At 40.8% G+C, this 14,413-nt stretch carries 14 protein-coding genes; all 14 read right to left on the bottom strand.

Features of this window, described 5'->3' with window-relative positions; all coding sequences use genetic code 11:
• Positions 1-77: 77 nt before the first annotated feature.
• The 14 genes from ACIFOT_RS31170 to glmU all read right to left on the bottom strand — a co-directional run bounded on the left by ACIFOT_RS31170 (position 78) and on the right by glmU (position 14,348).
• Positions 78-518 (bottom strand): S1 domain-containing RNA-binding protein, encoded by a 441-nt coding sequence (locus ACIFOT_RS31170; protein WP_223596365.1) that lies wholly within the window; start codon positions 516-518, stop codon positions 78-80.
• 95 nt (positions 519-613) lie between these two features.
• Complete coding sequence (locus ACIFOT_RS31165; protein ID WP_430072562.1) at positions 614-997, bottom strand: FtsB family cell division protein; 384 nt, start codon at positions 995-997, stop codon at positions 614-616.
• A 12-nt stretch (positions 998-1,009) separates the two neighbouring features.
• On the bottom strand, positions 1,010-1,651 hold the full coding sequence (gene yabQ / locus ACIFOT_RS31160; protein WP_430072559.1) for a spore cortex biosynthesis protein YabQ: 642 nt from the start codon (positions 1,649-1,651) through the stop codon (positions 1,010-1,012).
• Positions 1,648-1,950: a sporulation protein YabP gene (gene yabP / locus ACIFOT_RS31155; RefSeq protein ID WP_430072557.1), complete on the bottom strand. Its 303-nt coding sequence runs from the start codon at positions 1,948-1,950 to the stop codon at positions 1,648-1,650. The genes yabQ and yabP overlap by 4 nt, the downstream gene beginning before the upstream one ends.
• A 75-nt stretch (positions 1,951-2,025) precedes the next feature.
• Positions 2,026-2,304, bottom strand: a complete 279-nt coding sequence (locus ACIFOT_RS31150; protein WP_430072554.1) for an RNA-binding S4 domain-containing protein — start codon at positions 2,302-2,304, stop codon at positions 2,026-2,028.
• A gap of 15 nt (positions 2,305-2,319) precedes the next feature.
• Positions 2,320-3,786, bottom strand: coding sequence for a nucleoside triphosphate pyrophosphohydrolase (mazG, locus tag ACIFOT_RS31145; RefSeq protein ID WP_430072551.1), 1,467 nt, complete (start codon positions 3,784-3,786; stop codon positions 2,320-2,322).
• A 1-nt stretch (position 3,787) separates the two neighbouring features.
• Positions 3,788-5,407, bottom strand: a complete 1,620-nt coding sequence (locus ACIFOT_RS31140; protein WP_430072548.1) for a putative polysaccharide biosynthesis protein — start codon at positions 5,405-5,407, stop codon at positions 3,788-3,790.
• Between the two features lie 108 nt (positions 5,408-5,515).
• Positions 5,516-6,052 carry a stage V sporulation protein T gene (gene spoVT / locus ACIFOT_RS31135; protein WP_317851496.1) on the bottom strand — a complete coding sequence of 179 codons (537 nt, stop codon included), beginning with the start codon at positions 6,050-6,052 and terminating at the stop codon, positions 5,516-5,518.
• Between the two features lie 372 nt (positions 6,053-6,424).
• Positions 6,425-9,964: a transcription-repair coupling factor gene (mfd, locus tag ACIFOT_RS31130; protein WP_430072546.1), complete on the bottom strand. Its 3,540-nt coding sequence runs from the start codon at positions 9,962-9,964 to the stop codon at positions 6,425-6,427.
• Between the two features lie 209 nt (positions 9,965-10,173).
• Complete coding sequence (locus ACIFOT_RS31125) at positions 10,174-10,404, bottom strand: anti-sigma-F factor Fin family protein (protein ID WP_430072543.1); 231 nt, start codon at positions 10,402-10,404, stop codon at positions 10,174-10,176.
• 115 nt (positions 10,405-10,519) lie between these two features.
• Positions 10,520-11,080: an aminoacyl-tRNA hydrolase gene (gene pth / locus ACIFOT_RS31120; RefSeq protein WP_223596383.1), complete on the bottom strand. Its 561-nt coding sequence runs from the start codon at positions 11,078-11,080 to the stop codon at positions 10,520-10,522.
• A 132-nt stretch (positions 11,081-11,212) separates the two neighbouring features.
• Complete coding sequence (locus tag ACIFOT_RS31115; protein ID WP_430072540.1) at positions 11,213-11,851, bottom strand: 50S ribosomal protein L25/general stress protein Ctc; 639 nt, start codon at positions 11,849-11,851, stop codon at positions 11,213-11,215.
• Positions 11,852-11,993: 142 nt separating this feature from the next.
• A complete protein-coding gene (locus ACIFOT_RS31110; protein WP_430072537.1) occupies positions 11,994-12,950 on the bottom strand; it encodes a ribose-phosphate diphosphokinase in 957 nt (318 codons plus the stop codon).
• Positions 12,951-12,974: 24 nt separating this feature from the next.
• On the bottom strand, positions 12,975-14,348 hold the full coding sequence (gene glmU / locus ACIFOT_RS31105) for a bifunctional UDP-N-acetylglucosamine diphosphorylase/glucosamine-1-phosphate N-acetyltransferase GlmU (protein WP_430072534.1): 1,374 nt from the start codon (positions 14,346-14,348) through the stop codon (positions 12,975-12,977).
• Positions 14,349-14,413: the final 65 nt, after the last annotated feature.

Below are 14,413 nucleotides of genomic sequence, written 5' to 3'. Positions count from 1 at the left end.
ACAAGTCCTCTAGGACATGTCTTGATCTATTAGATATTTAGTGGAACCTGCTTTTTCCGATAAAAGCGAGCAGCAAGTTAACCCCGTCTAGCTCCTCTTCCTCCACGCTTGGACTCCGTGTGGCGCTTTAAGGAAGATAAACGATCCTCACTATCTTTTAAGAATTTTGCCATTTTTGTTTCAAAGTTTTCTGGTCTAGCATTGTTACGATCGTTTGATCTACCTTGACGAGGACGTTGCGAATGTGAGTGCTGTCTTCTCTCTCTTTCCGGCTGTTCAGGTCTATCCTTTGCTTTTTTAATGGATAGGCCAATCTTTCCATCCTTCTCAACATTGATGACTTTTACCTCAACTTGGTCGCCAACTTTAAGATGGTCGTTAATATCTTTTACATAGTTGTCAGCAACCTCACTGATGTGGACGAGTCCTGTTGAGCCATCCGGCAGCTCCACAAACGCTCCGAAATTTGTAATCCCTGTTACCTTTCCCTGTAACTTGCTGCCTACTTCAATTGACATAAAAAGAATGTTCCTCCTTAATAATTTAAAAAATCAATCTTACTCTATATTATACAGAAAGAAAAAATTGAGTGTCAATATGACTAAACATTGGTTCATTTTTCCTTGTTTTCATCTGGGATGGTAAAGATGACTTCATTTTCCTTAGAGAAAAAGAACTCTTTCCTGGCAAATTTAGCAATGTAGTCATCATCATTTAAATTAATAATTTCTTGTTTTAAACTATTCCGTTCTTTTTTTAAATCAGCAAGCTGGTTGTCCACCTGTTTTTTTTGTGCTATTTTGGCCTCGAGCTTAGTGGTTTGGGAAAGAAAACTGGAAATCATCAGGTATGATAGTAAGCTGGCAAAAACGAAAAACACTGAAAGACGTCTTATAACCTGCTTCTTTTTCCTAGCCGAGGCAATTTCCGCGTACTCCTGCTGGGCAACATAGGTTGTCTGAATCTTGGATACATTTCTTTGGGCTGGCGTTCCCATTCCCTTCCCCCTTTACTCTTTTTTCTTTTTCCATCTATTCCACTTATCTATCCACTTTACAATATAATTCCCGATTTCCTTTAATTTTCCTGCCGTTCTATTATATAACTTCTCGACGGATTTTTTAAGACTTTTCGGCAAAAGTTTCCAAAAAATTAATAATATCTTTTGGATAATAGTGAGAAGGATTTTAACGATGGACAATAAAACCTTAAAAATAAATTTGACAAGGGTTAAAAGCCCCCTGCCAATAAAAAGAAGTATGATGATGACCAGTTGGATTAAACCGACGACTGGTTTATACACAAGGAGATGAAAGGTTTTTTTGATAAATTTGGCAATAGCAATAATCGTTTTAATAAAAAACTCAAGTAAACGGAGATAAATCCCCTTAAACAAGCTTTGATAGGCTGCGAAGCCACAAATTAGGGCAATAAAGATATAAAATCGTAATTCTCCATTATTAACGAGGAAGAGAGTATAAAAAATAATCACCGCTTGAATCATCCAAAATAATAGATCATTCAAAAAAACAATCCAGCGTTTTTGTTTGGGGCGGTTTAAAAAACGCTGATACGTATCAAACATGGCGCCAAACAGCGACCCCATTCCAATCATCGAAAGCATCGTTAAAAATTGCGTCGAAAGGGTCATCGGAATAACTTGCTAAAGAAGCCTTTAGCTTTCTCCCCGTGCTGCTCATCTAAGTATACTAAATCAAAAACCTTCCCCTTGATGGAGACAATGCCCTTTTCGACATCAAGATTCTTCATTTGCAGGTTTTGCCCTTTAATGGCTAAAAAACCCATCGACGTTTCTAATAAAAATTCCTCATTATCAAAGCTTTCTACTTGTTTAACGCCGGTAATATCAAGCAACTTTCTTCCCCGCATAATCACATCATGCTCAGGAACACTGCTCTTTTGTGGATTGCTATCATAATATTGGCTCATCCTTCATCCCTCACAATCATTTGTACAACCTTTTTGTACATTTTTATGTGGGGATAGAGGAAATTAGAACTTTCATTAATCTAGTGGATTTTCTAATGAACCCATCCGTTCCTCATTTATGATTGTATACATCTCAGCCGCCTCATCCTTACGAGTGGTTTCCTGAATCCGGTCAATTCTGGCGGTGACCTTTCTTTGCCCGAGGCGAATCGTTAATTCATCGCCCACCTTGACCGTGGTACTGGCCTTAGCTTCTTTCCCATTTACTTCAATTCTGCCTTGGTCGGATACCTCTTTAGCTAATGTTCTTCTTTTTATTAATCTTGAAACTTTTAAAAACTTATCTAGACGCATGCTTCGTCCCCCGTTCTATAATCCTTTTAACTTTGCTTCATCCCAGTACTGATCCAGCTCTTCTAGCGTGTGATCTTCAAACGCCCGGCCGCTCTTTTCCACCATTTCTTCGACATATTGAAACCGGCGCGTGAACTTTTCGTTCGTTTCAAAAAGGGCTTCTTCAGGATGAATCTTTAAAAATCTTGCTACATTAACAAATGCAAATAATAAATCACCAAATTCCTTTTTGGCTAGCTCTCTGCTTTCTTCAGTTCCATTTAATTCTTGCACAAATTCCTCAAGCTCTTCCTTCACTTTCTCCAAAGCAGGAGTAATTTCCTGCCAGTCAAAACCAACCTTGGCAGCTTTCTTTTGCAGTTCATAAGCCCGGAGCAAGTTTGGCAGTGATTTTGAAACACCTTCCAATATTGTTGACCGTGTTTCACCTTTTTCCTGCCTTTTAATTTCTTGCCAGTTTTGGACTACTTCTTCAGCATTGTCTGCTTTTGCATTACCAAACACATGGGGATGCCTGCGGACCATTTTTGCAGAAAGTCCTTCAATTACATCATCGATGGAAAAATAACCGTCATCCTCACCAATTTGGGCATGAAGCATCACTTGAAGGAGAACATCTCCAAGTTCCTCAACAAGATGGTCGATATCTTCGTTGTTGATTGCCTCGATGACTTCATAGGTTTCTTCAATTAAGTACTTTTTCAGGGATTCATGGGTTTGTTCCTTATCCCAAGGGCAGCCCTCCGGCCCTCTTAATTCAGCAATAATCTCACGCAGCTTGGAGAAATTTTTCCACAAGATTTGTTCATCCTTTACAGGAGGGACATAGACAGAGGTGAGATTATTTAGCGATACATTTCGGTCAAGCTCATACAGCGGGACCTTTTCAATGACTTCCTCTTTGCTGCCTGCTGCCGTCACAATCCAAATCTCATAATCATCAGGCAATTTTTCCATTAAGGTTAATTTCACATCAGAGGCGACAAATTGATCATAAACTTGGCTAATCATCATGTGCTGGGTCAAATTCAGCTGACTGGCCCGGAGCATCGTCCCGTCAAGCAGCTGAAATCCTTCAACCGGGTCAATTTTTAACGAAGCAAATATGGCATCAATAAAGCTTTGTCCGCCGCCGATGATAATTTCTACACCTTGTTTTGGTCCGTTTTCTAAAAGAAGCTGAACGGTTTGCTCTGCGACAAGCGGATGGCCTGGAACCGCATAAATAATGTCTTCCGTTTGTGCCTTTTCCAAAAGAGTCTTTGCGATTTCTTGGTATACCGACTCAAATTGATCATGTTTTTCATAAACGGAATCAAAGGAAGAATAGTTCATCCCTTCTTTTTCTAATTCGTTTACTACGCGATGTTCTTTTGTTCTTAAAAAGAGATGGCTGGCATTCATTAATTTTTTATAAATCCCCATTGGCAGCTGTTCTATGTCGCCTGCCCCTAAGCCTAAAATTTCAATTTTTTTTACCATTTTATCTTCTATCCTTTCGAGCCATTAAATGGAGGAGCTTACTTCCCAATGGAAATAAGGAGAGTTCTTCTTCAAGAAACACATTTCCTCTAATGATAATTAGTAAAAACAGCAAGCCTCCGAAACTGGCAGAGCTGATTGCTTGAAAAGCAGCACCTATCCTGCCCAAGTCCAATGGGCTGATAATAAAACCTGATACAATTAAATAGCCCTTTAAAAAAAGAACCATCAGAACTGTTGCCGCTAGCACAGTCCCTAAAAAATGAGAGTTAAACAACGGGATTTTGACCATTTTTTTTAATCTCATAAACAATAGAACGCTTATAATGGCTAAGGTAATCAAGGAAGAAAGTGCCGCTCCCATTGTTGCAAACTTCGGGACGAAAATAATATTAAGGAAATACTTCATTGGAAATGCAGTTAGGACAACTAATGCCGGAAAAATAAGATTTCCCAACCCCTGCATAATGGCAATGAGCGTTAAAATAATCGAAGTAAACAAAATCACAAATCCTAGAATTCCCAAGACAGCTGAACCCGCTTCATTCTCAAACAGCATGGTGTTCGTCGGTTCAATGATGGCCCATAAACCGGCAGAAGCGCCAAGACCGATGACGATGCTGACCTTGATGGCCAGCTTTATTTTATGATGTAAAAATTGTGGTTTGTGCGCCATTCGCTCCTGTGTAATCAAGGGAACCAATGTTAAGGACATCGCGGTAGCCACGGTTGTTCCTAACTGAATTAAAGGCTGACCGCGGTCAAATACTCCTTTTAAGCCTTTTGCGATATCCTGTTCGATTCCACTAGAAGTAAGTAAAGAAAACAGATTCAAAGAATCGCCTAATTGGAGGAAAATTAGCAGCATTCCGCTCAAGCAGATGGTCAGACCCTGAAAAAGCAGCGACTTAAAAATCCTTTTTGCATCTTCAGTATAACTTTGGAATATTGCCTTTTTGGGCGCTATCCATTTCCATTCTTTACGAATCCATAAAAACATAAACAGGATAATGGCTGAAATCAGACTCCCGGTAATAGAGCCAAACATTGCTCCTCCGCCAACAAGGTAAAGAGAGTATCCCTTTTGCATAAACAAATAGGATAAAAGGATAATTGTAAGTACCCTGGTTGTTTGTTCTCCTACCTGGGATAGAGCTGTCGGCACCATGTCGCCGATTCCTTGATAATAACCCCTGAGGAGCGAAACAAATGGAAAGGTTAAAAAAACAATCGCGACAACCCTTAATAAGATGGATAAATGAGGATCATTCATCCATAAGGCGATTTGGTTCGCCCCTAAATAAAGAACAAGGAAGCAGACAAAGCCGAATAACTGTAAATAAATAAACGATACAAGCAGAAGGAGCCGGGATTTTTCATCGTCCCCTTTTGCTTTTTGTTCTGCATAAAGCTTCGAGATCACTACTGGAAAGCCTGTAGTTGACAGGACCATGGCGATCCCATAAAACGGGTATACTTGCTGGTATATGTAAAAACCAATATCGCCGACAATGTTTTGAAATGGAATCCGGTAAAAAGCGCTTAATATTTTGGTTATGATGGCTGCAATGGTTAAGATTAGGGCCCCTCTAAATAAGGTTTTTGATGGATTTGAAGACATCTGCATTATTTCACCTACTATGTAAACTCGAGGTTATTATAGCACAGTGTTACTTGTTTTATCGCTAAATAAAAAAGACAGCCAATGCTGCCTTTTTAAATAAAAATATTATGACTCCATTTGTCTTGCCAGGAATCCTGCCGCTGTTTCTACAGCTTTTTGTTCTACTTCACCAAGGGAGCCTTCTTTGGAGTAGATAATGACCGCTCCAATTGGATCTCCATTTGCAATAATCGGTCCAATGGTATACGATGATACAGTTTCATCATTACCATCGGCTAAAGCAATTTCACCTTGCTGGTTAACTAGGACTGAATTACGTTCTTCCATTGTTTTTTCAACTAAATCACTAATATTTTTATTTAAATAATCCTTTTTGGAACCGCCTGCTACTGCAATGAAGGCGTCTCTATCACAAATTAAAATTGGGTTACCGAGGCTATCAAATAGGGCTTCTGCATATTCTTTGGCAAAATCGCTTAATTCGCTGATAGGTGAATATTTCTTTAATATGACTTCCCCATCCCGATCAACGAAAATCTCTAACGGATCCCCTTCACGGATACGTAAGGTTCTGCGTATTTCTTTAGGAATTACAACACGACCCAAATCATCGATTCGACGAACTATTCCAGTTGCTTTCATCCAATGTTGCCTCACTTTCATCTGATGATTTTTCAACTTGGTGATTGACTGTGTTTCCTTTAATAGCAATCATCACCAACTTTGAACTTAGTATCTTTCAACTGGAAAGTTCTATACACAATCGACATATAAATTTCACATTTACAGGAAATTTTCCCAAGAGAATGGGATGAGAATAAGAGAAATTGTATTGAATGGTAAAAATAGGTCCTGATTTAGGGGAATTTTTGAAGGTTTGGGTTTCCAAGTGTTTTATGAGGACAGATTCTGCTTCTTCATCATGATTTTTTGTCCTCATGAACGCTCCATGAGGACAAGTTCTGCTTCTTCATCATGATTTTTGTCCTCATGAACAATTCATGAGGACTCTTTTTAATTCACCGGATTTTCCTGTTCTCTTTTAGCAGTTGGAATCGCTTTTATCATTTCAAAGGCAATGTTCAGCCACTCGGCAGTTTCATATTCTTTCGTCTTAATCATTATTTTTAATTTTTGGCCTTCCATTCCCGGTGTGACATTCCGGCCGAATTGATTGGCGATTCTGAAAAGCTTGCTTCCATCAATGGTGTTGGTAACCTTTTCGTTGATTAATATGGTTACATCTTGTTTTATCTGCTTAATTTGCTCGATTCCGCTTAGTGCAGCATAGATCTTCATTTCAGCAATTTGGAAAAGGTAAGAAACCTCATCCGGATATTCGCCGAAACGGTCCAGCATTTCTGACTGGAGCTCTTCAATATCCTCAAGCGCCTGGGCGCCCCTAAACCGCTTATACATCTCTATCTTTTGATGGCCATCCTTAATATACGTATCCGGAATGTAAGCATCAATCTCAAGATCGATTTCCACATTTGTTTTTACCTCGGCGGAAACTAGGTCACCTTTGCGCTCTTCAATCGCTTCCTTCAGCATTTGCGAATATAAGTCAAACCCAACGGAATCAATGAAGCCATGCTGCTGGGCTCCTAATAAATTACCGGCCCCGCGGATGGATAAATCACGCATTGCGATTTTAAAGCCCGAACCTAATTCAGTAAATTCCTTGATTGCTTGCAGGCGTTTCTCGGCCACTTCCGTTAGCACCTTATCCTTGCGGTAGGTAAAATAGGCATAGGCAACGCGGTTTGACCTGCCAACACGGCCGCGCAGCTGATAAAGCTGGGATAGCCCCATGCGGTCGGCATCAAAGACAATCAGCGTATTCACATTTGGAATATCGACCCCTGTTTCAATAATCGTCGTACTAACGAGCACATCAAATTCCCCGGCTAAGAAACTAATCATCACCGATTCCAATTCATTTTCCGTCATCTGGCCATGTGCATAGGTTACACGCGCATCCGGGACAAGCATGGAAATTTCCTCTGCCTTCCGTTCAATGTCTTCTACCCGGTTGTATAAAAAGTAGACTTGTCCGTCGCGGGCTAGCTCTCTTTCGATTGCTTCTCTGACCAATGATCCATTGTACTCCATGACATATGTCTGGACAGGGAATCGATTCTCCGGCGGCGTCTCGATGACTGATAAGTCGCGGACACCAAGCATTGACATATGCAGCGTCCTTGGAATTGGCGTTGCCGTTAACGTAAGGACATCGACATTGGTTTTTAACTTCTTAATTTTTTCCTTATGGGTAACACCAAATCGTTGTTCCTCATCGATAATTAACAGCCCTAAATCTCGATAGACAATATCCTTTGATAACAAGCGGTGGGTTCCGACGACAATGTCACATGTGCCAGCCTTTAGGCTTTTTATGGTATCTGTCTGTTGCTTTTTCGAGCGGAAACGGCTTAACAGGCCAATATTGATCGGGTAATCTTGAAATCTTTCACGGAGGGTTTCAAAATGCTGCTGCGCCAAAATCGTTGTCGGCACAAGGAACGCAACCTGCTTGCCATCAGCTATCGCCTTAAAAGCGGAACGGATGGCGACCTCTGTTTTTCCATAACCAACATCGCCGCACAATAAGCGGTCCATTGGCCGCGACCGTTCCATATCCTTTTTAATTTCATGAATCGAGCGTAATTGATCTTCCGTTTCTTGATACGCAAAGGAGGTTTCAAATTCTCTCTGCATATCCCCATCCGGTGTAAAAGCATAGCCAACGGCCGATTCCCGTTCAGCATACAGCTTAATTAAATCGTCGGCGATATCCTGAACCGAAGATTGAACCTTTTTCTTGACCTTTTTCCAATCAGTGCCGCCCAGTTTATAGATTTTTGGCTCTTTTCCTTCTGAGCCTACATACTTCATGACCTGATCAATTTGTTCAACCGGAACATAGAGTTTATCGGTCCCCTGATAACGAATATGGAGATAATCCTTATGAATTCCGTTAATGACCAGTGTTTCAATTCCTAAGTACTTGCCAATTCCGTGATTGACGTGAACAACATAATCGCCAATTCTAAGCTCGGAGTAACTTTTAATTCTTTCAGCATTTGATAGCTTTTGACGGCTGGCAGACTTTTTCACCCGTTTGTTAAACAGCTCTTCTTCTGTGATGACAGCAATTTTTTGAATTGAAAGCTCAAAACCTGATTGCAGGTTCCCTTTCATAATCTGAACTTTGCCAGGGAGCAGCTGCTGATCTCCCTTTATAATGCTGGCATCAATTTCATAATCCTCTAACACCCGCTCAAGCTTTTTGACCCGTTCTTCGTCCGGTCCTAAAAATAAAATAGAATAATTGCCTTTTTTCCAACGCTCAATCTCTGCCTTTAATACATGCATTTGTCCATGAAAGTTTTGCATTTGCTTGCAAGAGATATTAATAATATTCTGCGGACTAGTATTGGCTACATGCCGTAAAAACAGGGACATGTACAGGATTGGAAAATCCTTTTTTTGCAGCATCGACTGCAAATCATGGGAGATATGTAAATCATGAATGATTTGACCTTCACTAAGCAGAGAGGTGTACCATTCAGCCTCCTCTTTAACAAGGGAGTCGTTCATCTCTTGAACCCTGCTGATTTCATCAATAAATACCAATCCATTACTTGGAAGGTAGTCTAGTAAACTATTAGGCCTGTCATATGCCAGCGAGAGGTATTTAAAGACTTGATCAGGCTTATGGCCATTTTTCAATTGCTCCAGTTCGAAACTGATATTTTGCGATAACTGGATTTTTGCTTTATCATCTTTTAATTTTTTAAGGCTTTTGGATAAACCATCTTCCAATTTGCCGATAATCCGGCTATAATCTTCTGCTTCTAGCAATACCTCCGTTGCCGGACCAATCAGAATCTCCGAAACCTTCTCTTTGGAACGCTGATCCTCCAAGGAGAAATAGCGAATCGAATCTACCTCTGTATCAAATAATTCAATTCGGAGCGGATTCGTTTCGGTAAGCGGATAGATATCAATAATTCCGCCTCTAACGCTGAATTCCCCTGGTGTCGTGACCATTTCAGCCCGAACATAGCCCATTTGGACAAAGGTATTTAACATTTTATCAATATTTAAATCTTCGCCTATTTTTAAAGATAGCTGGTATCCCTTCCATAACGACTTGGGTGGAAGGATTTTCTTTAACCCGGAAATCGGGACAATTAATATGCCTTTCTGCTGCTTGCTCCAGTGATTCAAGGCCTCAATCCGCTGCGCCTTTAATTCTGGACTCGCAATGCTCATTTCAGCGGCAATCAATTCATTAGCTGGAAAAAGAAACACTTCTTTCTCACTTAATAGATTTACAATATCATCATAGAGTTTCTGGGCTTGTAATAGATTGTGGGTAACGAGCATAATCGGCCGTTTCAATTGTTCATAGACCGCAGCCGTAAGAACCGTCCTGGATGAACCTGATAATCCGGCTATCAACTGTTCCCTTAAGCCCTCTTGCACACCGGCGATGATGGAGTGTACATCTTCCTGCTTCAGGAATAATGACTTTAAACCGTTCAAGGTTTCTCCTCCCTTCTTAACGAAAAGCGAAAGCGCCTTGACCAGGGGCGACAAGCATAAGACGAGCCGGCGGGAAGGTTGCTTTTTAACCTTCTCGACGGATTGGCTTATGACCTCGAGCCCCTAGGCGCTGTAGCTAGACATTTATCAAATTAATATAATAGAAAAATATAAATAGAAAAACGCTTTGGAGTAGCATCCAAAGCTGGTTAATGAATAAGGTAATCGTATTGATGGTAGTCTGGATTCCGTTCTAAAGCCTCCTGGCAGTCCTCACAGATGGCCGTGATATGAATATCGCCAGATGAATCATATGCAATCATATCAATTCTTTCCTGATCCGTTAATTTATGAAGACCAAGGGATTCTGAGTGTATAGATGCTTTATCAATGGAACCAAGGTTCGTACCACAATGCCGACAATGGTAATGGATGGCCACACATGTCCCTCCCTAATCTACGATTCACTTCTAGTATTAACCTGATAGGAGGAACTTATTCAACTAGTTTCTTATGCATTTTATTCTATGACATATTGGCTCGTATCATGAATACTTACTGATTATATTCATTCATCACCTGTAAGAAAGGCTTCTCGAGCCACACTTCGCAGGCTTCAGAACTTTTTTTCACTGCCTCCTGTGTCAAAGGCCTTTCATCCTGACGGAAACGTCCTAAAACATAATCCGGCACGCTCATTCCCGGCTCAGGGCGGTCAATTCCAATTCGAATCCGGTTGAACTGCTGCGTGCCCAAATGGGCCACAGTTGATTTAATTCCGTTATGTCCGCCAGGGCTTCCTTTTTGACGCAGCCTGATTTTTCCGACGGGCAAATCGAGATCATCATAAATAACTAGCAGATCCTCTAACTCGATTTGGTAATAGTCCATTACAGCTCTGATCGACTCTCCAGATAAATTCATGTATGTAAGAGGTTTTAAGAGAAGAATCTTTTCTCCTTTATGAAAACCAATCCCATATAATCCTTTAAATTTGGATTGATTAAGCGGTATATTCATTTGGCTTGATAAGGCATCAATGACTTCAAAACCGATATTATGCCTTGTTTGGTCATACTGTTTCCCCGGGTTTCCTAAACCAACAATTAATTTCATAGGTGGTCCCTCCTCTTTTGGTTTAGCCAACCTTTTAAAAAAATTTCGGAACATAGCTATCTCCCATAATATAATATATTTTCTATGGAAATGCGATAAAGACGTAACCAAGGATAGGTTACGTCTTTCTTTCTATTCTTCTCCAACTGGAGTGGTTTCTCTTCCTTCTTCATTATCAGGGTGGCCGCCTTCTTGCTGCTCCCCAGCATTAATTTCCTCTTCGGCCTTAGGCGGCAGGATAGACGCAACGACTTCTTCATCCTCGTGGTTAATGCTGAAACCACCTCCCGATGGAATATCGCCAACAGTTATGTTTTCGCCGACCTGAAGGTTCGTGATATCGACTTCAATTTGCTGTGGAATATTATCAGGGGTTGCCGTGATTGAAATTTCATGAAGCGGCTGCTGAAGGACACCGCCATCCTTTACTCCGATTGCTTCGCCTACAAGAGCAAGTCTTACATTAACGTTGATCTTGGATGATTTATCTACGGCTAAGAAATCAACATGAAGAATTTCCTTTTTAATAAAATCCTCTTGATAATCGGTTAAGATAACATCCTGTTTGCTGCCCTCAACATCAAGTGAAATGACCCCATTACGGCCGACAGCGCGGATTGTCTTCGTTAAATCAGCTGAACTGACATAGACCGGCTTGCTATCCACTCTTGCTCCATAGATGACCGCAGGAATGTTCCCATTATCTCTGATTTTTCTTAATGCTGAATGGCGGAGCTCTTTCCGCTCTTTTGCCTGTAAAACAGTACTCATGTATTGTCACCTTCCTATTTTGAATAAAACATTCTATATAAAATTGCCCCAAAATAGGAAGGACTAAACATTTTTTTGCAAAAAATAACACTTATAGCGAAGAAGGACCTGACCCAAAAAGTCAGATCCTAATTATGGCCTATTAATCAAATAGGGTACTTACAGATTGTTCTTCGTGGATGCGGATAATCGCTTCCCCAATTAACGGTGCGACAGATAAATTAATGATTTTATCGGTCTTTTTCTCTTCTGGCAAGGCAATAGAGTTAGTCACCACTAATTCCTTAATTTTTGAATTTTGGATTCTTTCAATTGCTGGGCCTGAAAGGACAGGGTGTGTACAGCATGCATATACTTCCAATGCACCATTCTCTACTAATGCGTTAGCTGCCAATGTGATCGTTCCTGCGGTATCAATGATATCATCAATTAATATCGCTACTTTCCCTTCAATATTACCAACGATATTCATAACCTCAGCCACATTCGGTCTTGGACGGCGCTTGTCAATAATTGCAATCGGTGCTTTTAGACGTTCAGCCATTTTTCTGGCTCTTGTAACCCCGCCATGGTCCGGTGAAACAACAACAATATCACCGTTTAATTCTTTATTTGAAAAATAATCTGCTAAAATAGGCACACCCATCAAGTGATCAATCGGAATGTCGAAGAAGCCTTGAATTTGTGGTGCGTGTAAATCTAAGCAAAGGACACGAGTTGCACCAGCTGTCTCAAGCAGGTTTGCAACAAGTTTCGCCGTGATTGGCTCGCGGGAGCGTGCTTTACGATCCTGACGTGCATAGCCATAATAAGGCATTACGATATTAATTGTTTTCGCTGATGCTCTTTTTAGGGCATCAATCATGATTAATAATTCCATGATATTTTCATTAACTGGTGAACTGGTTGACTGAATGACATATACATCACAGCCGCGGATACTTTCTTCGATATTGATTTGAATTTCTCCATCACTGAATCTTGTTACCGAGCTCTTTCCAAGCTCGACACCGATTACTTTAGCAATTTCTCTTGCAAGCGGGAGATTTGAATTTAAACTGAATACCTTTAAATTTGGATCTAAATATTGATTTGACATGAGGGCCCTCCTGAAATCATTCGCTTATTTCTTTAAGTTAAGCTTTGCAACGTAATTTTCTTTATTCACTTGTTTAGCACGGGCAATGGATAAAGCCTCGCCAGGTACGTCTTTTGTAATCGTGGATCCTGCAGCTACATATGCTCCTTTTCCAATCGTGACAGGGGCAACAAGATTGGAGTTGCAGCCAATAAAGACTCCATCTTCAATTTTGGTTAAATATTTATTTTTGCCATCGTAATTCACTGTAATCGAGCCGCAGCCGATGTTTACATCACTGCCGACTTCGGCATCGCCGATATAGCTTAAGTGTGAGGCTTTGCTTCCTTTTCCGAATACAGCCTTCTTAATTTCGACGAAGTTTCCGATTTTCACATCATCATTAATATTTGAATCAGGGCGAATGTGAGCAAATGGTCCAATATTGACGTGGGAACCAATCGCGCTTTTAAAGGCAGCTGATTGACGGATGACAGTTTCATCCCCAATTTCACACGTGTCAATTTCTGTGTTTGGACCAATTTGACATTCCGCACCAATAAAGGTTTTTCCTGTTAAAATAGTGCCAGGATAAATAATGGTATCCTGACCGATTTCAACATCCGTTCCAATGTAGGTGTTGGCAGGATCTATGATTGTCACCCCATTGCGCATATGCATCTCATTCAGACGAGTTCGCATAATTCGCTCTGCTTCCGACAAGGCAACCCGGTCATTGACGCCAAGCGTTTCTTCGATTGTCTCCGTTTGAAAGGCTGTAACAATTTCACCTTGGTTTTTCAGGATTTCAATGACATCTGGTAAATAGTATTCTCCTTGTACATTGTCATTAGAAACATTTTTTAATGCTTCAAAGAGAGCAGCATTGTCAAAACAGTAGGTCCCTGTATTGATTTCATTTACTTTACGCTCATCTTCCGTAGCATCTTTATGTTCGACAATTTTCTCGACAAGGCCTTTTTCATTCCGAATGATTCGGCCATATCCTGTTGGGTCGTCAATTCTAGCTGTAAGGATCGTTGCTTTGGCCGCTAATTCTTCATGGTGTTTAAACAAGGACTCCATCGTTTCAGCCTTAATTAACGGGGTATCACCGCACACAACGATGGTAACGCCTTCTTTTCCTTCCAGCATGCTTGCAGCCTGCATAACGGCATGGGCTGTACCTAATTGCTGCTCCTGAAGCGCATAATGACTCCTGCCGCCTAACTGTGCTTTCACCATTTCCGCTCCATGTCCAATGATGGTGACCATTTCCTGGACATTCAGCTTTTCCACATGGTCAACCACATGCTCGACCATCGGTTTACCGCAAACTGGGTGTAATACTTTATAAAGCTTAGATTTCATCCGCGTTCCTTGTCCTGCGGCCAAAATCACAGCATAACGATTGGGCATGTTCAAGTCCTCCAATGTAACCTTTTTATCCACTAAAAATATTAACGTAAATGGGGCGGCTTTTC

The sequence above is a fragment of the Neobacillus sp. NRS-1170 genome (genome assembly GCF_050468025.1).
The sequence above is the reverse complement of the archived record's forward strand: the minus strand, read 5'-3'. Positions and strand labels throughout refer to the sequence as shown.